This is a genomic window from Roseivirga echinicomitans, from assembly GCF_001592935.1.
In the GTDB taxonomy this organism is placed as follows: domain Bacteria; phylum Bacteroidota; class Bacteroidia; order Cytophagales; family Cyclobacteriaceae; genus Roseivirga; species Roseivirga echinicomitans.
Map to the genome: position 1 here is coordinate 19,997 of NZ_LRDB01000004.1, position 18,893 is coordinate 38,889.

General features: G+C 40.3%; 15 protein-coding genes. 5 read left to right on the forward strand and 10 right to left on the reverse strand.

Annotated elements, in window-relative coordinates; genetic code table 11:
- The first annotated feature begins 8 nt into the window (after positions 1 to 8).
- The gene (locus AWN68_RS06210; RefSeq protein WP_068412864.1) at positions 9 to 1,748 is read left to right on the forward strand and encodes a M14 family metallopeptidase; all 1,740 of its coding nucleotides are present in this window, start codon (positions 9 to 11) and stop codon (positions 1,746 to 1,748) included.
- Between the two features lie 117 nt (positions 1,749 to 1,865).
- Here the strand turns inward: AWN68_RS06210 and AWN68_RS18900 are convergent, their stop codons facing one another.
- The 5 genes from AWN68_RS18900 to AWN68_RS06230 form a co-directional block, all read right to left on the reverse strand.
- On the reverse strand, positions 1,866 to 2,015 hold the full coding sequence (locus AWN68_RS18900) for a hypothetical protein (RefSeq protein WP_172796042.1): 150 nt from the start codon (positions 2,013 to 2,015) through the stop codon (positions 1,866 to 1,868).
- Positions 2,016 to 2,071: 56 nt separating this feature from the next.
- Positions 2,072 to 3,424, reverse strand: a complete 1,353-nt coding sequence (locus tag AWN68_RS06215; protein WP_068412865.1) for a DEAD/DEAH box helicase — start codon at positions 3,422 to 3,424, stop codon at positions 2,072 to 2,074.
- A 77-nt stretch (positions 3,425 to 3,501) separates the two neighbouring features.
- Positions 3,502 to 4,482: an NADPH:quinone oxidoreductase family protein gene (locus tag AWN68_RS06220; protein WP_317038919.1), complete on the reverse strand. Its 981-nt coding sequence runs from the start codon at positions 4,480 to 4,482 to the stop codon at positions 3,502 to 3,504.
- A gap of 43 nt (positions 4,483 to 4,525) precedes the next feature.
- Positions 4,526 to 5,059 carry a GNAT family N-acetyltransferase gene (locus AWN68_RS06225; protein ID WP_068412868.1) on the reverse strand — a complete coding sequence of 178 codons (534 nt, stop codon included), beginning with the start codon at positions 5,057 to 5,059 and terminating at the stop codon, positions 4,526 to 4,528.
- A complete protein-coding gene (locus AWN68_RS06230) occupies positions 5,056 to 5,250 on the reverse strand; it encodes a YwbE family protein (RefSeq protein ID WP_068412869.1) in 195 nt (64 codons plus the stop codon). Before AWN68_RS06230 ends, AWN68_RS06225 begins: the two co-directional genes overlap by 4 nt.
- A 132-nt stretch (positions 5,251 to 5,382) precedes the next feature.
- Between AWN68_RS06230 and AWN68_RS06235 the strand changes: the two genes are divergently transcribed.
- On the forward strand, positions 5,383 to 6,870 hold the full coding sequence (locus AWN68_RS06235) for a YfcC family protein (RefSeq protein WP_068412872.1): 1,488 nt from the start codon (positions 5,383 to 5,385) through the stop codon (positions 6,868 to 6,870).
- Between the two features lie 142 nt (positions 6,871 to 7,012).
- Here the strand turns inward: AWN68_RS06235 and AWN68_RS06240 are convergent, their stop codons facing one another.
- Positions 7,013 to 7,630 (reverse strand): deoxynucleoside kinase, encoded by a 618-nt coding sequence (locus tag AWN68_RS06240; protein WP_068412875.1) that lies wholly within the window; start codon positions 7,628 to 7,630, stop codon positions 7,013 to 7,015.
- Between the two features lie 310 nt (positions 7,631 to 7,940).
- On the opposite strand from AWN68_RS06240, the gene AWN68_RS06245 reads away from it, so the two are divergent.
- Positions 7,941 to 8,906: a YheT family hydrolase gene (locus AWN68_RS06245; RefSeq protein WP_068412878.1), complete on the forward strand. Its 966-nt coding sequence runs from the start codon at positions 7,941 to 7,943 to the stop codon at positions 8,904 to 8,906.
- Here AWN68_RS06245 and AWN68_RS06250 read toward each other — a convergent pair.
- From AWN68_RS06250 to AWN68_RS06265, 4 genes are all read right to left on the reverse strand, one after another.
- Positions 8,903 to 9,379, reverse strand: a complete 477-nt coding sequence (locus AWN68_RS06250) for an SRPBCC family protein (protein WP_068412880.1) — start codon at positions 9,377 to 9,379, stop codon at positions 8,903 to 8,905. The genes AWN68_RS06245 and AWN68_RS06250 overlap by 4 nt on opposite strands.
- Positions 9,380 to 9,434: 55 nt before the next feature.
- A complete protein-coding gene (locus tag AWN68_RS06255) occupies positions 9,435 to 10,547 on the reverse strand; it encodes a fatty acid desaturase family protein (protein ID WP_068412883.1) in 1,113 nt (370 codons plus the stop codon).
- A 141-nt stretch (positions 10,548 to 10,688) separates the two neighbouring features.
- Positions 10,689 to 11,888 (reverse strand): L-2-hydroxyglutarate oxidase, encoded by a 1,200-nt coding sequence (lhgO, locus tag AWN68_RS06260; RefSeq protein ID WP_068412888.1) that lies wholly within the window; start codon positions 11,886 to 11,888, stop codon positions 10,689 to 10,691.
- Between the two features lies 1 nt (position 11,889).
- Positions 11,890 to 12,279: a DUF3127 domain-containing protein gene (locus AWN68_RS06265; protein ID WP_068412891.1), complete on the reverse strand. Its 390-nt coding sequence runs from the start codon at positions 12,277 to 12,279 to the stop codon at positions 11,890 to 11,892.
- Between the two features lie 285 nt (positions 12,280 to 12,564).
- Between AWN68_RS06265 and AWN68_RS06275 the strand changes: the two genes are divergently transcribed.
- Together AWN68_RS06275 and AWN68_RS06280 are read left to right on the forward strand one after the other, a co-directional pair.
- Entirely contained in the window at positions 12,565 to 15,633 is a 3,069-nt protein-coding gene (locus AWN68_RS06275; RefSeq protein WP_084362781.1) for a T9SS type B sorting domain-containing protein, read from the forward strand.
- An 84-nt stretch (positions 15,634 to 15,717) separates the two neighbouring features.
- Positions 15,718 to 18,849: a T9SS type B sorting domain-containing protein gene (locus AWN68_RS06280; protein ID WP_068412899.1), complete on the forward strand. Its 3,132-nt coding sequence runs from the start codon at positions 15,718 to 15,720 to the stop codon at positions 18,847 to 18,849.
- Positions 18,850 to 18,893: the final 44 nt, after the last annotated feature.

Sequence of the window (18,893 nt, forward strand, 5' to 3'; positions counted from 1 at the left end):
TAAAACCGATGAAAAGATATATATCAAACTTATTCGCTGGTTTAATCATGGTAGGTTTAACACTACCGGCAACCAGTTTTGCACAAAATGCTGATGAAGTTTTTAGGGCAGCAGGTTCTCCTCACAATCCTAAAGTTGACATTGCCTTTAACCGTTATTATACAGCGGAAGGATTAGCTGAAATTTCTAAGAAAATAGCAGCAGCACACCCTGATTTGGTGAGACGTGTTTCTATTGGGAAATCTTATGAAGGTCGTGATATTTGGATGCTTCAAGTAACCAATTACAAAAAAGGAGTGGCAGACAGAAAACCAGGTTTTTATGTAGATGGAAACATTCACTCGAATGAAATTCAAGGAGCGGAAATCTCTATTTACACGGCCTGGTACCTGACTGAAAACTTTGGTGATGTAGATTACATTACAGACATGCTTGATAATCGTATTTTCTACATTGTTCCAACCATCAATCCTGATGCAAGAAACAATTACATGAAAGAAGCGAACACAGGTAGTTCTCCTCGTTCGGGCATGATGCCTTTGGATGATGATCGTGATGGTTTAGTAGACGAAGATGGTCTAGATGATTTAGATGGTGACGGTTCTGTAACCAGCATGCGTAGAAAAAGTGAGTATGGCGATTTTATCGTAGATCCACTTGATCCACGAAAGATGTTACAAATAGGGCCGGATGACATTACTACTGCTCAACGTTATGAAATGTTAGGTTCTGAAGGAATTGACAATGACGGTGACGGCAGAGTGAATGAAGACAGACCAGGTGTTTATGATCCAAACAGAGATTGGGCTTGGAAATGGCAACCAGATTATATTCAGCGTGGAGCATTAAAATACCCATTCAGTGCACCTGAAAACCGTGCTGTAGCTGATTTCGTTTTAGCTCATCCAAATATTGCTGGTGCGCAAAGTTTCCACAATTCTGGAGGTATGATTTTAAGAGGCCCTGGGGCTGAAGAAGATTTAGCTACGTACAACCGTGCTGACCTTAGAATTTACGATGCTATTGGTATGAAAGGGCAGAAAATGCTTCCTGGATACCGCTACTTAACAGTATATAAAGATTTGTATTCTGTCTTTGGTGGAGAGCTGGATTGGTTCTATGGAAGCCGAGGTATTTACACATTCACCAATGAGATTTTCTCAAGTTTTGCATATTATAAGTCAAATAACCCTGACCGTAACCAAAGCTATGATTTTGATCAAGAGTTATTGGCGGGCGATGCATTTACCCCTTGGGCAACTTATAACCACCCAACTTATGGTGAAGTGGAAATCGGTGGTTTCAAGAAAAACTTTGGTAGAGCTACTCCTGGCTTCATGTTAGAAGAAGAGCTGCATAGAAACATGGCCTTTGCATTATATCATGCGCACCATATGCCACTGCTAAGCATTGATAAAGTAACAGAGAAGGACTTAGGTGGAGGACTTAGAGAGATTACTGTAGTAATCAAAAATGATAGAATGATGCCTACTCATGCTTCTCAAGATTTGAAGTATAAAATTGAGCGTCCTGATTTTGTGACCATCTCAGGTGTTGATGTTCAAGCAGGTATGATTGTTCAGGATCTAGATTTAAACCTTAGTACTGAACAAAAAGTAGACCCAGCTAAAATGGTTTTGGAAAGCATTCCAGGTAACGGTATCGTTACCCTACGTTGGATTGTTTCTGGCAAAGGGAAAGCCAAAATTACAGTAGATAGTGCTAAAGGTGGTGTTATAACCAACTAAGCCATTTCTAACTGATATTGAATAAAAAAAACCGGAGGAGACTCCGGTTTTTTTGTGATTAATTTTATCGAATAAAAGTCATAAAGGCTTTACTCTGATGATTAAGCTGTTGCCAACTTAATCGTAGGTCTTTTTAGACTTTTTTTCTCTTTTTGCTTCTTTCTTTTCTTTAGGCGTTTTTAATGCCTCTTTTTTTGCAGACTTTTTCGCGTCTTGAGATTTGGCCATGATTTCTAAATTTCGTTGAATGTACTGTTTTTTAATCATTAACGAAAAAAGGGACATAATCTTTCCTGAAAAGGAAATGTGGCTAAGCAAAGGGCTTACTTTCTCTTATTTTTCTTGATTTGATTTTTATCTCCTCTTGTTCTCGGCTTTTTGTATTTGGCCTCGATGGTTCTTTTGTAAGAACCCCCAAGGTTTTCTTTTTGGTTCTTCTCCTTCTTTTCATGAAAGGCTGGGCCAGGCTCATGTTTTGACTGCTTGTGATTCTTATGGATTTCAATCACCGCAGGTTCTTCTTCAGGCGTCATCCTTCTGTTGACGGTTACCTCTTCTGGGAAATCCAAGGTTGGGATTTCGTAACCCATTAAAAGCTCAATGGCTTCTTTATCGTTTTCTTCCTTTTCAGTATAAAACAGAATACTTTTTCCTTGATGTTCTGCACGGCCAGTTCGACCAATTCGGTGCATGTAGTTTTCGGCAAAGTTCGGAGTATCGAAGTTGATGACATGCGTGATCTGGTCTAAATCCAATCCACGAGCAATTACATCGGTTGCTACTAGAATTCGAGTAGTGCCTTGGTCAAATTCTTCAATGGACCTGATTCTGTAATTCTGTGATTTGTTAGAATGAATCACCCCAACCTTCGACATGAAAGTTTCTTCCAATAACTCATAGAGCCTGTCGGCTACCTTTTTGTTGGCCACAAAAACCAACACCTTCTTAAACTCTTCTTTGGCCTCTAAAAGGTGGGTGAGTAGGTTGGCCTTGGTGTAAAAGTTAAGCACTGGGTAACACTGCTGCGAAATGTTTTCGAGCGGTGTTCCACTTACCGCGATGGATATTTTGGAAGGAGTGATAAAATAATCTGTAATTAACGCATCTACCTCATCCGTCATTGTGGCGGAAAACATTATGTTCTGCCTTCTTTCAGGAAGTAGATCGAAAATGTTTTGAAGTTGAAATCTAAAGCCCAAATCAAGCATCACATCTACTTCATCAATTACTAGTTTATTGATACTCTTTAATGAAAGTGCCTTGCTTAGCACTAAATCATATAATCTACCCGGAGTGGCGACCACGATATCGCAGCCTTCAAGCGCTTGGGCCATGTGCGTTTTGATGTTCACCCCACCATAAACACCAAGGGTTCGGACGTTCATATATTTTGTGAGTAGCTTGGTTTGTTCTACCACCTGCAATACAAGTTCTCGAGTAGGAACAACCACCAAAACCCGTGGTGTGGTCTGTTTAGAGAACTTCAGGTCACGAAGGGAAGGAAGCATGTAAGCGAAGGTCTTGCCTGTACCCGTTTGTGCAATACCCACCAAGTCTTTTCCAGATAAGACTACTGGAAAAGCTTCTGCCTGAATAGGGGTAGGTTTTTCAAAATTCAGATCATCAAGGGCGTTCCGAAGCGGAGTAGAAAGATTAAGCGATTCAAAGTTATCCATGAAGAAAATATTTTTGCAAAAGTAGGAATATCTTGATTAGCAATTAGTAAGCCCAGAAAATCTTCTGTGAAAGTCTTTTATTTAATTACCACCACATTCTTGCCCATTACCTTCCGTTCCATTAAATCCTGAATGGCTTGAGCACCTTCGCTCAGTGGATATTGGTGGTGAATATGCTGCTTTAGCTGGCCGTTTTTAATCCAAGCGAGGATCTGCCGAAAGTTTGCCATACTGTCTTTGGGTTGTTTTTGTGCAAAGGCTCCCCAAAACACGCCCACAATGGAAGCGCCTTTCAGTAGAGGTAAATTTAAGGGAATGGAAGCAGGAGCTCCTCCTGCAAAACCCACGACCAAATAACGTCCTTGCCAAGCCAAGGAACGAACGGCTGGTTCTGAAAAATGATCACCTACGGGGTCATAAACAACATCTACACCTCGGTTGTCTGTCAGTGTTTTTATTCTCTCTCGAAGGTCTTCAGTGCTGTAATTAATGACTTCATCTGCTCCCTTTTCCTTACATAAGGTCAGTTTTTCATCTGTTGAAGCTGCGGCAATCACTTTAGCGCCCATCAACTTCCCGATTTGAACTGCTGCTAAACCTACACCACCTGCCGCACCCAATACCAAAAGCGTTTCGCCTTCTTTCAACTGTGCTCTTTGCTTTAAGGCGTGAAGTGAAGTGCCACAAGTGTACATCGTTGTCGCAGCGGTGATAAAATCCATTCCTTCGGGAATCGGCAGGGTCTTATAGCCATCGGCTAAAACTTCTTCAGCAAAACCTCCCCAGCCTGTCAACGAGAAAACACGGTCACCCACTTTTAAATGGTCAATTCCTTCACCTACCTCTTTTACAATGCCTGCTACTTCGCCTCCTGGTGCAAAAGGTAATTCAGGTTTAAACTGATACTTGTTTTGAATGATAAGACTGTCAGGGAAATTAACTCCGCATGCTTTCACAGAAATGACCAGCTGACCTTTTTCGGGTTTCGGGCTTTCCGTATTAGTTAATTTAAGGTTTTCTGTAGAACCAAATTCATGGCAGAGTAGGGCTTTCATCATTCAAATGTTAGGTTTAGACTTGCTGACTCAGATTAACCAAGATTTAAGACAAAGACAAATCGCAGCGCATTAAATGATCCTTCTGCTTGGCTGTGCCTAACTTAAAAGGGTGCTCTGCAAATTTGTAAAATCCCAGTTGTTCATAAAAAGCAATAGCTTTTGCGTTTCGCTCCCAAACGCCTAACCAGATGTATTCAATTTGATGCAACTTGGCCTGTTGAACGATAAAGTCGAAAAGCATTTTCCCATAACCTAGGCCATGGAATTTCATGTCCACATAGGCCCGCTCAAGCTCTAAACTTTTCGGGTCATTGATATCTGATTGAAAAGGAGTGAGGTTCAGTTTTATATAGGCAATCACCCGGCCTTCAAGCTCTAAAAAGTAAAAGCTAGAACCTTTATTGGCCATTTCTTGACTTAGTTTTTCTTCTGTAATCGCCTTTTCTATATAGGTATTGAAATCTTTGGGCGCGTTGTCTTTTTCAAAGGTGTCTTTGAAGGTCTTAAGTGCAAATTGACTTAGCTGAGTTAAATCCTTTGCTTCACACTTTCTAATGATGGCAGCCCCGGTTTTCATTCTAGTATTTCTTTTACGCGTCCCACTTGGCCATCCTCTAAACGCACTTTTATGCCATGGCTGTGCTTTGGAGATTTTGTCAAAATATCTTTCACTACACCTTGGGTCAGGTTCCCATTTCTTTGGTCTTGTTTAAGCACAATATTTACCTCAATGCCAGGTGTTATGTCTGTTCTATTGGTTCCGTCCATGCTACAAATGTAATGAAAGCGAAATAATGAAAAGCCTGTCTTCGCTTAGATTTTAAAGCGGAAAGCAGCTATTTCTGTGAGTAGAAAATCAATCCTTCAAATTCCTTAACTTAAAGCCTTTAATCTTGCCTTATGAAGAAATTCAAGTTCCCTAATCCGTTTACAGTACTGTACATAATTATCATTCTAAGTGCGGTGGCCACCTTTTTAATGCCAGCTGGAAGCTTCTCAACTTTGAGTTATGATGCTGGTAATTTTATTATTGAAGGAAAGGAGACTACCGTTTCCTTAAAAGCGAGTCAATCAATTTTGGATAGCCTGAACCTGAAAATGGAGCTCTCTAAATTTGAAGAGGGTAAAATCAGAAAACCTGTTTCTATTCCAGATACTTACAACAAAATGGAGCCGAGTCCACAAGGCTTAATGCCCATTGTGTATGCCCCGATTAAGGGAATCTACGAGTCGATTGATATTATTCTCTTTGTATTGATTATCGGAGGGTTCATTGGTGTGTTTACAGCCTCTGGTGCCTTTGATCGAGGTTTGTCTTCGCTTTCAGAAAAAATGAAAGGTCAGGAAAAGTGGCTAATTGTAGCAGTAATGACCTTAGTGGCCATAGGGGGGACAACCTTTGGAATGCAAGAAGAAACCATTGCTTTTTATCCCATTCTAGTACCCATATTTTTAGCTGCTGGTTATGACCTCATTGTGCCTGTCGCAGCCTTGTATGGTGGCTCTTGCATAGGTTTAATGGGGGCTATGATCAATCCCTTTGAAACCATAATTGCTTCGGATGCCGCTGGCGTAAGTTGGACATTGGGTATTTACAGTCGATTGGCCATGTTTATTTTGGGTGGAATAGTTATGATTACCTATGTGCTGCGCTATGCTGAAAAGGTAAAGGAGAATCCCAATCAGTCGCTTTTGTATCACATGGATATTAAGCAGCCATTTTCAGCACTGAACAAAACAGAAGGGGTTGGGAAATTGAATGCCAAAACGAAATTGCTATTAATGCTCTTCGGCTTGACTTTCATTGTCATGGTGTATGGCGTTTCTAGTTTGGGTTGGTGGTTCGAAGAAATGACAGCCTTGTTTCTAGTCAGCGCCTTGTTTTTAGGCTTGATTATTCGTTTGGGCGAAAATGCTTTTGTGAATGCCTTTATTAACGGTGCAAGAGACCTACTCGGAGTAGCGTTGATCATTGGAGTGGCACGAGGCATCACCATCATTATGAACGATGGACAGATTTCCGGTACCATCTTAAACTATGCTTCCAACATTGTGAGCGGAGTAGATGGCTTGGTGTTTTTGCCCGTATTGATGTTAGTGTTCTTTGTGTTGGCCTTCTTTATTTCCTCTTCATCTGGTTTGGCCTTGGTGAGTATGCCAATCATGGGCGCTTTGGCCAATGTGGTGGGCGTGCCTACGGAAGAAATTGTGAATGCCTATGTGTTTGGTTTTGGTCTTATGATGTTCATTACACCAGCTGGAATTATCCTCCCTTCATTGAGTATGGTGAATGTGCCTTATAATGTGTGGCTCAAATTTGTTTGGCGTCCAATGTTGATGATGGCTGCTATTGGGGTTGGAATTCTGGCCGTAGGTTACTTGTTTTAAAAGACTCTTTTTTCGAGTTGAGGCAAAAAAAATGTCCCGGTAGAATACCAGGACTGTATAAGTTTCAATTAAAAAGTAGAGTTTCTATAGCGATTTCATTACCAATATAGTGAATTTTTCAATATTCTATGTTACCCTACTATTAACTAAAAAGTCCATTAACTTCTATATTTACTTTTTCTACAATGAGGGAGTAGTCCTCTATATTGTTTACGAAATCAAGACTGTTGACATCAATGACAAGCAGTTTACCCATATCGTAATCACCGATCCAATTTTCATAATGTGAATTGAGGTTTTTTAAATACTCGATTCTAATCAACTCTTCGTAATCCCTTCCTCGCTTCTGAATGTTGCCCACAAGCTTTGGGATATCTGCTTTAAGGTAAATTAACAGATCTGGCGGCTGCACGTACTTAATCATGGACTTAAATAGTTCTAAGTAATTCTCATAATCTCTTTCGCTGATAAGCTTTGATTGTTTAAGGTTGGCGGCAAAAATATGAGCATCCTCATAAATCGTTCTGTCTTGAATGGTTCCTTTTATCGATTCCTGAATGACAGAAATTTGTTTAAACCGGCTATTTAAAAAGTAAACCTGAAGATGGAAAGACCAACGACTCATGTCTTCATAAAAATCCTTTAGATAAGGATTGTCCTCAACAGACTCCAGTTCCACATTCCAATTGTAGTCTTTACCTAGTTTCTGGGCTAAAGTGGTTTTTCCAGAGCCAATATTTCCTGCTATCGCTACGTGCATATGTTCAAAAGTAATGACCGCAAGTTAGGATTTAACCAACTTTTGAACAGTTTTTTTGCATAAAAAAAGTCTGTGGAAAACCAGACCTTTTTTACAAACACCCAATATATATGAAGAGATTATTTATTAGCCTAAAGGTAAATTGTGTGTATATCTTAGTCGTAAAGGAAAGGTTAACAATATGTTACTTATTAACAGATAGCTTTCATCAGTAATTAGAATCAGTGTTTTAAGGCTTTTTGTTTAGGAATGCAGATATTTGCGAATCGAATTTTTCAACCTTTCGATAATAAAAATTCAGTAAAGTAACATGCCCATACTTCCTTCCAAATACCAAGGCCCTCCATTCTTTTACCTCAATGGCCATTTTGAAACCATTATTCCGAGCATAAGAAGAAAGGTAGTTGGCGTTACTTACGAAAGAGAAAGGATTGAAACCCCAGACGATGATTTTTTGGATATCGACTGGATTCGAAAAGGAAATAACCGATTATTGGTCGTGAGCCACGGGCTGGAAGGAGATTCAGGACGACATTACGTAACTGGCTTGGCAAAGCTTTTTGGTGAGAACGCTTGGGATATTTTGGCTTGGAACAACAGGACCTGTAGTGGAGAAATGAACCGCCAAAAGATTCTTTATCACCATGCTGCCAGCTACGACTTACGGACTGTCATTGAACATGCCAACCAGAAGCACGGCTACAATCAAATCAGCCTCGTTGGTATTAGCATGGGGGGCGGGCAGACCTTACGTTACTTGGGGGAATCAGATTTTCCATTGCCAAAAAACGTGAAAGGCGCGGTGGCCATTAGTGCGCCCTGTTCTCTGATCGAAAGTGCAGCAACTTTAAACCTTAGGGTGAACAAGGTGTATGAACAGAAATTCCTAGTAAAACTTAGAGAGAAGATCAAGAAGAAAGCACTTCAATTCCCTGAAATTGATGTAAGCCGAATGGATACTGTGAAAACGCTAAAGGAATTTGATAACTTGTATTCGGGACCCATCCACGGTTTTAAGGATGCGAAGGAGTTTTATGCGTTCTGCGACCCATATCCCTTCATTAAAAATATTGAAGTGCCCATTTTACTCATTAATGCACTGAACGACCCATTACTGGAAGGGGATTGTTACCCATATCAGTTGGCAGAAGAAATGCCAAACCTGTATTTAGAAACCCCAAAAAGGGGAGGGCATGTAGGTTTTACGCTTGCTAAAAGTGAGTTCACCTATTCAGAACTCAGAGCCCTTGAGTTTTTGAATAAAGAGAAAGGTTAAACAGAAAGCACCTGTTTCCATTTATTGGATTCTGCAAACTCCTTGATGACTTGGTTTCTTTTTTCAAGAAGCTTGAACATGTATTTTTCTAAAACAATGCTGTCGAAGAGTCTTCCAATAATGCGAAGGGGAGAAGTGTAATAAAACTGATCTATCATTTGAGTTTGGCCATTAATAACTTCAAAATGATGTTCATGCTTGAATGATTTGAAAGCTCCACTTACCATTTCATCAACAAAGTAATTTGGGCTATTGACAGCAGTTATTTTTGAAGTCAGATTTTGAGTAATGCCAAAGTGTTTTGCTCGCCAAGTTACCGTTTCGTTTAACCCAATTAACCCTGAAGTTTTACCTGCGATTGCTCTTTCCTTGGTTTGAACTGTGGAGATTTGATGAAGATCAATGCTTCTTGATAAGTCAAAACACCTTTGAATAGGAGCGTTAATAAGTGTTTTTATAATGATAATGGGCATATTTGGATTCACTTGGTTAATAATGAACCTTCAAAGAAGCAGGTGAATTAAGGATTTAGGCTTCCGCTAATTTCTGATCGTATTTGCCTGTTCCCAGGTCATGCAATAAGCTAAAGTGACTTTTTAGAGCATCATAAAACGTCCTGTGTTGGTAATAAGGGATGTCGTATTTCTCGGCCGTTTCCTTTACGATTTTTGAGATAGCCCTATAATGCACATGGCAAATGTTTGGGAAAAGATGGTGTTCAATTTGGAAGTTCAGTCCACCTACATACCAAGAAAACCAACGGCTGCCATTGGCAAAATTGGCGGTCGTTCTTAACTGATGAATCGCCCAGTTATTCTCCATACTTCCTTCTGCATTTGGAAGAAAGAAATCAGTTTCTTCAATGACATGTGCAGGTTGGAAAATGAGTGCTAGGATAAGTCCTGAAATAAACTGCATCATTAAGAAACCAAGCATTACCTGCCACCAAGGTAAGTCTACAATAATGAGCGGTAAAACTACTGTGAGTGCGATGTAACCTATTTTATTGACGGTCAGCCTCCAAATGGCTTTTCGTAAAGTAAGCCCTTGGCCTACCAATAGGTTCTTTTTGTTATAATCAATGAGTTGCTTAAAATCTTTGCTAAAAAGCCAGTTCAATGTGAGCAGTCCGTAAACAAACGGGGCATAGAACGCCTGAAATTTATATCCTTTTTTGCGTGGCTGACTAGGCGATAAACGCATGACTGGATTCTCAAAGTCCTCATCAAAACCTTCTACATTGGTGAAAGAGTGGTGGAGTACATTGTGCTGAATTTTCCAGTTAATATGGTATGCGCCTAAAAAGTTGACCAAAAAACCGAAAATTTGATTGACACTTTTCTTGTTGGAATAAGCCCCGTGATTGGCATCGTGCATTACCGATAAGCCAATGCCAGACATGCCCATACTCATCAAAAACCAGAGGCCCATCATAGGCCAAAAGCTATTAATGGTGCCAGAAAGTAATATGGCGAGGGGAATGAAGTATAGACAAACCATGAAAGCAGTTTTTACCACCATGGTGGTGTTGGCCTGCTTAGAAATGTTGTTCTCTTTAAAATACCCGTTTACGTTTTTTCTCAGTTCGGTAACAAACTCGGGTCTGTCTTTTGTATTGAATTTGACAACGGGAGTTCTCATATTGATTCTTTTACTTTGCTACAAAAGTAATGCGAATTCAGTTGAGTTGTTGTCATTCAATTAAAGTTTTGATTATCGGTGAGTTCATTATTGAGATAATGAACTCATTGATTCTCAATTAACTTTGAGTTTTCGATCTATTCAGTCAAAGCGCTTTAAAGCCAAGTCTGAAATAGAATCACCAATGGATAGAGACGAGGTAGCTGCTGGAGATGGTGCATTACACACATTGATGGCCTTTTTAGTTTCTATGATCGAGAAGTCATCTAATAAACCGCCAGTTCTGTCACAGGCTTGTGCGCGAACACCCGCACCACCATCGATTAAGTCATCAGATTGAATTTCTGGAATCAATTTCTGTAAAGCTTTGGTAAATGCAGCTTTGCTAAAAGAACGGTACATTTCGCCAAAACCTGTTTTCCAATATTTCATGGCTACTTTTTGGAAGCCTGGCCACATGAGTGACTCGGCCAATTCACCCAAATGAATTTGAGATTTCTTGTATCCCTCGCGCCTAAAAGCCAAAACAGCATTAGGTCCCGCTTCAATTCCGCCTTTCATCATTCTGGTGAAATGAACGCCTAGGAAAGGGAAGTTTGGATCGGGAACGGGGTAAATCAAATGCTTTACTAAGTACTCTTTTTCTGGCTTCAGCTTAAAATACTCACCCCTAAAAGGGATGATTTTCAAGTCCACATCTTCAGAGGTTTTTCTGGCTATTTTATCAGAATACAATCCGCAGCAATTGATCACCAGTTTGGCCTCAAATGAACTGTCATCAGTAGAAACATTCGAATATTGACCTTGATCGGAGATCCCCGTTACTTTGGCATTCAACCTAATTTCTCCACCTAATGCTATGATTTTCTCACCGTACTTTTCGGCCACTAGTTTGTAATCAACAATGCCAGTGTAGGGAACATTTAAGGCAGCAATTCCTTTTACATGCGGTTCAATTTCATTCATCTCCTCAACAGAGATTCTAGAAATCTTATCCAATCCGTTTTGTAAACCACGTTGATAGAGGTTTTCTAATAGGGGTTTTTGAAAGTCATCGGTGGCAACCACAATCTTCCCACATAGGTCGTAGGGAATACTTTCTTGATCGCAAAAATCAATCAGCATATGGTAGCCATTGATGCAGTTGGTAGCTTTTAAACTCCCCGGCTTATAGTATAAGCCGGAGTGAATTACACCACTATTATTACCTGTTTGATGTGCGGCTAGCGCTCCTTCTTTTTCAAGTAGAAGGAGTTTGAGGTTTGGCCTTTTCTTCAAAGTTTGATAGGCAGTAGCTAAGCCTACAATACCTCCTCCAATAACAATCACATCGAACTTCATATTAGAATGGTAAATCGTCTGAACTATCGCTGTTTAACCAATCTGGCTCATCATTGGCCGAGGGTGGAGGAGGTGTATTCCCGCTCGACTGTGGTGCAGCGCTTTGACCAGCAGATTCTGGCGTAATTCTCCAAGCTTGCAAAGAGTTGAAATATTTCACCTGTCCTTGCGCGTCCGTCCATTTTCTTCCTTTTAGGTTGAAACTCACGTTTACAGTTTGGTTAGGTTTGAAGCTGTCCAAAAGATCACATTTGTCTTGAATGGCTTCAAACTTCACATACTCAGGATATTGTGGGTTTTCAGCAAACTCTACGACAAACTCTCTTTTCTTGAAAGAGGCAGACACTTGTTGGGTTGGAAATATTTCGAGGAGTTTAGCTTTGAGTTCCATTTTCTAAATTTTGCTCAAAACAATTGATTAAATGATCAAGATGCAAATGGAAAGGCCAAGTTTAATTATTCATCTCACGTTTTTTTTTACGTAATCGATAACCCTAACTTAGGTAGTGTGTTACTTGATTGGATGTTTTTCAGGTCTTAATTTAAACTTATCTCATAAAAAGAGGCATATTTAAAGTTCATATAAGAGATTACTGCTAAAGGAAGAATTAAATTGAGGAGCTTATTTCTAACTTTTTTTGGGTTTGTCTGTCTCGCTTTTTCAGCAAGCGGCCAAGTGACTACAGAAGGTACTGACTTCTGGTTTGGCTTTATGGAAAATGTTTTAGACCAGACCAGCGGAATCGAAATATATATCAGTTCAAATGAGACCACTAAAGTAACTGTGGCGATACCCCTCAAAGCATTCACAAAATCCGTCACCGTAGTTCCGTCTGCTTCAACCCGTATTGAAATTCCCTTGGAATACATGCCAAGGGATGAAGATTTATTTGATTTTGGCATCCATATTACCTCTGATCAAGCAATTTCAGTATATGCATTGAATAAGAAAGAGCATAGTGCTGATGCGGCAGTTATCCTACCAACTCCAGCATTGGGAAGTGAATATTATGTTTTTGCCCATAGAGAGCCGCCAGGTGATGGGACGGGATTTGACTTAGAGTCTGAATTATTGATTGTGGCTACCGAAGATGGAACGGAAGTGGAAGTTACAACCTCAGTGGATTCTTGGGGGAATTTTAAAAAAGGAGTGCCTCGCACAATTACCCTGAACAGGGGGCAAACTTATCAAATAAAATCAGAAAAGGACCTGAGTGGGACTTATATCAGAACAAAAGGGGAGAGCGCAGGAGCCTGTAAGAATATTGCGGTTTTTGGAGGGAATAAATTCACCAATCTTGGAGGATGCGGGCAATTTCATGACCATCTCTATGAGCAAATGTTTCCGGTCGATACCTGGGGAAAGAAATTTCTGTTTGTTCCCTATGAGACAAGGAGAGGGGGGGATATGATCAAAATAATAGCTGCTCAGGATGATACCGAAATTGCTATATCATTTCAAAATACTATAAAATTAAATGCAGGTGAAGTTTACACAAATAAAGCCCTAGAGCGCATTAGGATAATTTCTGCCAACAAACCTATTAGTGTGGCCCAGTTTAGTAGAAGCCAGGAATGTGATGGTATTGAAGACTTGCATGCAGATCCTTTTATGATTGTTTTGAGTCCATTAGAACAGAGTATAAAATCGATTACTTTTAATGCATTTGAAGTCGAGTATATAAGTGATTATTACCTAACACTTGTGGCTGAAATTAAGAATGTAAAAAACATAAAATTAGATGATCAGGATATTACAAATAAGTTTGTACCCTTTGGCGATGTGGCTTTTGCCTCGTTGCGTATAGCTCAAGGGAACCACACCCTAATTGCTCCGAATGGTGTGATTGCCTATGTTTATGGTTATGGTGATAAGGAGTCTTTTGGCTACTCGGCTGGAACTAGTTTGGACAAGATTAAAGCAGAGTTGATTTTGAATGATGCCACCATTGCCCTTATCGATGAAGAAGGCTGTGTCAACTCAGAGATTGATTTTAGTTTTGAAGTTCAAAACCAATCGAGTAGAGTGACTCGGTATAATATTTTTGATTGGCATTTTGGAGATGGATCTGTAGTTACGGGTGAAAACCCAATTCATACCTATACAAACCCAGGTACCTATGATGTGACTTTAATCGCCTCAAACGGAGAGGCAGGCTGTGGTTCGTCAGAGACTTTTTCCAAGCATGTAATCATTAGAAATGTTGATGTAGAATTAGTAGTTGGCCCTCAATCGGTATGTCCTGAAGTAGAGGATGTAGAATATTCTGTTCAAGGTGGGGAGGGGAATACGTATCAATGGGAAATCAGCAATGGAAGTTCGTTCACAGTCGATTCCCCTTCAGGAGATAAGGTTTTGGTGGATTGGGGGATGACAAACCCAGATGCCTTCCTTAAGGTAACCCCCTATAATAATTTAGGCTGTAAAGGAGATGCAATTACCTATGCAGTAAATATCAATAATGTGCTTGAACCCGCAATACCTGAGTCAAACGTTATTTTTGCCAGTCAAGCTTGTGTAAATACGGCAGAAGGGATTATTTATTACACTCCACAAACCAACGGATCCATTTATGAATGGTACATCGATGGAGGTCATTTTGTAAACGGAAGTAATGTAGGTAATGAAGTAAGTGTTATCTGGGATAGACTTGGTGCAGGACAGGTTTGGTATATGGAATCAAATCCTTTGATTGACGACTGTGCTGGTGTATCTGCTCCACTAAATGTAACCATCTATCCTGAACTCAAAGCAAGCCCAACCATAACAGATATTTCATGTAGTGGGCGCTTAGATGGCTCAATTGAGCTTATGATTTCTGGGGGAAGACCTGGGACTTATGATGTGATATGGGATAATGGAGATACAGGGCTATCAATTTCCGGCTTGGCTGCAGGTGATTACGAGGCCACGATTACCGATGCCGCTGGCTGTCAGTTGGTGGTGTCCTACACCATTGTGGAACCAGCTCTGTTGACCATTGCAAATTCTGAAATATTACCTGTGAGATGCTTTCAAGAAAACAACGGAAGCATTACACTTGATATACTTGGAGGAACTCCTAATGCCCAAGGTAACTACACTTTACAAGTGATTGGTGAGCATTTCAATGAGACATTTAATACAAATATGGCTACAAATCTTCCTGCTGGTGACTTTACTATTACTGTAACAGACAGTAGAGGTTGCCAAACTTCCAGACAATATACTGTAGCCGAACCGCCTGCCTTAGCACCGCTTCTCGAATCATTTATCAATGAGCCGATATGTCCGCAGGCATCTGATGGAATGACTTTTATTGAAGCCAAGGGAGGTATACCAGATTACCAATTCTATTGGAGTAACCAACCATCGGTAAACACGCAAGAAGGTACTAACTTTTCCAAGGGGACATATAATCTAAGAATTGTAGACGCCAATGGCTGCGAAACTATGATGGACTTTGATGTGGTGGAGCGATTGCCTAAAATTTTCATTCCAAACGCTTTTAGTCCTAACAATGATGGCGTTAACGATGTGTTTGAACCAATAACGGACTGCGATCTAGCCTATAGCATGCAAGTTTTTAATCGTTGGGGCGAAATAATATTTTCTAAGGAAGGAAAAGGCTCGGGTTGGGACGGAAGCTTTAAAGGAGAAAAGGTACAAGACGGGCAGTATAGTTATGTCGTTTTTTATGCTGGATTGGTAAACGGAGTTGGTTTCGAAGAAACAAGAAGAGGCTCCTTCAAGCTTTTTCGTTAATCCTTTTTTATAGAATAATGTCACATGACAGCGGAGGAATGCGAGGAAAAAACGCCATATTTATAGCCTTTAAGACTACTTATATTGAAAAAGTTAACGCTGAGGAGCCTAATCCTAACTTTTTTTGGACTACTATCTATTGCCTTATCGGCAAATGCCCAAGTAACTACTGAGGGCAGAGATTTCTGGTTTGGTTTTATGGAGAACCTTGTAGAGCCAACAACTAGTATTGAAATCTATATCAGTACAGAAAAAACCGCAGCAGTATCTATTTTGACGCCAAAAGGCACTCTTAATATATCCGTTACAGTAGCCCCTGGGGTTTCTAAAAAAGTAGTGCTCCCTTTAAACCTTATGCCTTTAGCGGAAGGTAAATTTGGCTTCGGCATTCATGTCACTTCTGATAATCCCATTTCATTATATGCATTGAATAAAAAGCAATATAGCGCAGATGCGGCTGTAATATTACCTACTCCAGCCTTGGGGAATGAATATTATGTGGTGGCGCATATGGAGCCTCCGGGTGATATAGAACCTAGTTCTAGAGAGTCGGAATTCTTGGTGGTGGCTTCTGAGGACAATACTGAGATCGAAATAACGCCCACAGGCAATACCTATAATGGTTGGTTAAAAGGTGTTCCTCAGGTCATTGTATTGAACGCTGGCGAAACCTATCAAGTTAAATCGAATGAAGATTTAAGTGGCTCTTATGTGCGTACAGTAAGTCAAAACACCTCCGACTGTAAGAATATTGCTGTTTTTGGAGGGAATGTATTTACCAATGTGGGGGGCTGTGGGCCGGCTAGAGATCACTTGTATGAGCAAATGTTTCCGGTTTCCACTTGGGGGAAGAATTTTCTTTTTGTACCCTATGAGACACGGAAAGGGGGAGATTATGTAAAGATCATCGCTTCTGAAAATGATACGAGAGTGGTGATTTCCAAGATGTCTCAAACACTTATCCTTCAGGCGGGGGAGGTAAAAATTTTTAGTCCACTTGATGGAGTGAGAACTATTTCGGCAGATAAACCCATTACGGTGGCCCAGTTTAGCCGAAGTCAAGAGTGCGACAATGTTCCAGGTGATCCTTTTATGATCATTGTTAGTCCTTTGGAACAAAGGATTAAGTCAGTAACCTTTAATGCCTTCGTAGTTCAAAACATTGATCGTTATTATCTTACACTTATAACTGCGAGTGATGCCGTTAAAGATGTGGTTTTGGATGGAGTTGATATAACAAATCAATTCAAAACTGAAGGCGATGCAGCTTATGCATCTTTGAATATTTCTCAAGGCAATCATAGATTGACCGCCCCTGAAGGCGTAATCGCTTATGTTTATGGTTATGGAGATGTGGAATCTTTTGGTTATTCAGCCGGAGCCAGCCTTGAAAATCTCAATGCGCAACTTTTGTTAGCAGATGCCAATCTCAATATTATTGCCGATGAAGGCTGTTTGAATTCAGCTATTGATTTTAAAATTCAGTTTGAAACCGTACCGGGTGAAGACCCTCTTTATACGGTCTTCGATTGGCATTTCGGGGATGGCACAACTGCCACGGGAAAAGAAGTAAACCATACCTATACGGAGCCCGATGACTATGTCATCAGAGTAATTGCTTCTAATGGGGAGGGTAGCTGTGGTAACTCAGAAGTTTTTACTAAGCAGGTTACTATTTTAGAAGTGGAGGCCACTGAAATCATAGGCCCACAGTCGGTTTGCCCAGATGTTCAATTTATAGATTATTCTGTAGTAGGTGCTGAAGGAAATACCTATGAATGGATTGTATCTACTGGTGATGGGCAGATAACAAGCGGACAGGGAACCGATAAGGTTCAAGTTTCTTGGGGGACATCAAATGACAATGCATTTTTACAAGTAATACCTCGAAACGCTCTTGGCTGTATTGGTGATACACTAGAAATTCCAGTGAAAATCAATAAAGAACTTACTCCTCCATTGCCAGTTGGTCCTGCCGATGTTTGCTATACGGATTATCAAGAGGTCACTTATTCTACTCCTCAAACTAATGGTGCAGTATACACTTGGGAAGTAGAGGGAGGGACTTTTGTAAATGGAATAAATACAGGAAACGAAGTAAAAGTAAAGTGGGATGGAGTGGGGACTGGTAAGAGAATTAGATTTTTAGAATCAAACCCCTTAGTGCCAGATTGTAATGGTTATTCAGAATACCTAAACGTGGTGGTTTACTCAGAAATTAAGCCAGTAGCCAGTATCACTAATATTTCTTGTTTTGGCTTAACCGATGGGGTCATTGAACTGACGGTGAGAGGTGGTAAACCAGGGGACTATACCGCTATTTGGGACAATGGAATGACAGGGCTTTCTATTGCTGGACTAACGGCTGGTAATTATGAAGCTACTATCACAGATGCTGCGGGTTGTGAAATTATTGAAACCTACACGATAATAGAACCAGCGCAATTGACCATTTCCGATAGTGCAGTTTTACCAGTAAGGTGTTTTCAGGAAAGCAATGGAAGTATCACCTTAGAGATTACTGGTGGAACTCCTAACTCCCAAGGTCTGTATTCAATTAATGTGGTAGGGGCTAATTTCGACAAAACTTATAATACAGCTATGATCACGGATTTACCTGCGGGCGGTTATGCCGTGACAGTCACGGATGCCAATGGCTGTAAAACCTCAAGTGTATATACAATAACAGAACCACCAGCTTTAGAGCCTTTCTTGGAGTCTTTTCTTAATTCTCCAATTTGCCCTCAAGCCACAAACGGAACAACCTACATTGAAGCCATAGGGGGTACGCCAGACTATCAATTCTATTGGAGCAATAAACCAACACAGGATTCGCAAGAAGGAAGCGATTTCTCTCAAGGCGCTTACTCACTGACCATTAGAGATGCCAACGGTTGCGAAACAGTAATGGATTTTGATGTGGAAGAGCGCTTCCCCAAAATTTTCATTCCAAATGCCTTCAGCCCTAATAATGACGATTTTAATGATGAGTTTAAACCTGTCACTGATTGTAATCTTCAATACAGTATGCAAATATTTAATAAATGGGGAGAAATAATATTCTCAACCGAAGACATCACCGAAGGTTGGGATGGAAGATATAAAGGAAAGAAGGTTCTAGATGGGCAGTATAGCTATATTATTTTCTATGCGGGTGCCTTAAATGGTGTAAGCTTTGAAGAAACCAGAAGAGGTTCTTTGAAACTTTTTCGCTAGACTTCCTTACCAAATCAAAGCCTTTCTTTAATTTCAGCATTGGA

What these genes read in the sequence shown, in the direction of transcription:
- AWN68_RS06210 (WP_068412864.1), top strand. Translation starts at nt 9, where the DNA reads ATGAAAAGATATATATCAAACTTATTCGCTGGTTTAATCATGGTAGGT.
- AWN68_RS18900 (WP_172796042.1), bottom strand. Translation starts at nt 2,015, where the DNA reads ATGATTAAAAAACAGTACATTCAACGAAATTTAGAAATCATGGCCAAA.
- AWN68_RS06215 (WP_068412865.1), bottom strand. Translation starts at nt 3,424, where the DNA reads ATGGATAACTTTGAATCGCTTAATCTTTCTACTCCGCTTCGGAACGCC.
- AWN68_RS06220 (WP_317038919.1), bottom strand. Translation starts at nt 4,482, where the DNA reads ATGATGAAAGCCCTACTCTGCCATGAATTTGGTTCTACAGAAAACCTT.
- AWN68_RS06225 (WP_068412868.1), bottom strand. Translation starts at nt 5,059, where the DNA reads ATGAAAACCGGGGCTGCCATCATTAGAAAGTGTGAAGCAAAGGATTTA.
- AWN68_RS06230 (WP_068412869.1), bottom strand. Translation starts at nt 5,250, where the DNA reads ATGGACGGAACCAATAGAACAGACATAACACCTGGCATTGAGGTAAAT.
- AWN68_RS06235 (WP_068412872.1), top strand. Translation starts at nt 5,383, where the DNA reads ATGAAGAAATTCAAGTTCCCTAATCCGTTTACAGTACTGTACATAATT.
- AWN68_RS06240 (WP_068412875.1), bottom strand. Translation starts at nt 7,630, where the DNA reads ATGCACGTAGCGATAGCAGGAAATATTGGCTCTGGAAAAACCACTTTA.
- AWN68_RS06245 (WP_068412878.1), top strand. Translation starts at nt 7,941, where the DNA reads ATGCCCATACTTCCTTCCAAATACCAAGGCCCTCCATTCTTTTACCTC.
- AWN68_RS06250 (WP_068412880.1), bottom strand. Translation starts at nt 9,379, where the DNA reads ATGCCCATTATCATTATAAAAACACTTATTAACGCTCCTATTCAAAGG.
- AWN68_RS06255 (WP_068412883.1), bottom strand. Translation starts at nt 10,547, where the DNA reads ATGAGAACTCCCGTTGTCAAATTCAATACAAAAGACAGACCCGAGTTT.
- lhgO (WP_068412888.1), bottom strand. Translation starts at nt 11,888, where the DNA reads ATGAAGTTCGATGTGATTGTTATTGGAGGAGGTATTGTAGGCTTAGCT.
- AWN68_RS06265 (WP_068412891.1), bottom strand. Translation starts at nt 12,279, where the DNA reads ATGGAACTCAAAGCTAAACTCCTCGAAATATTTCCAACCCAACAAGTG.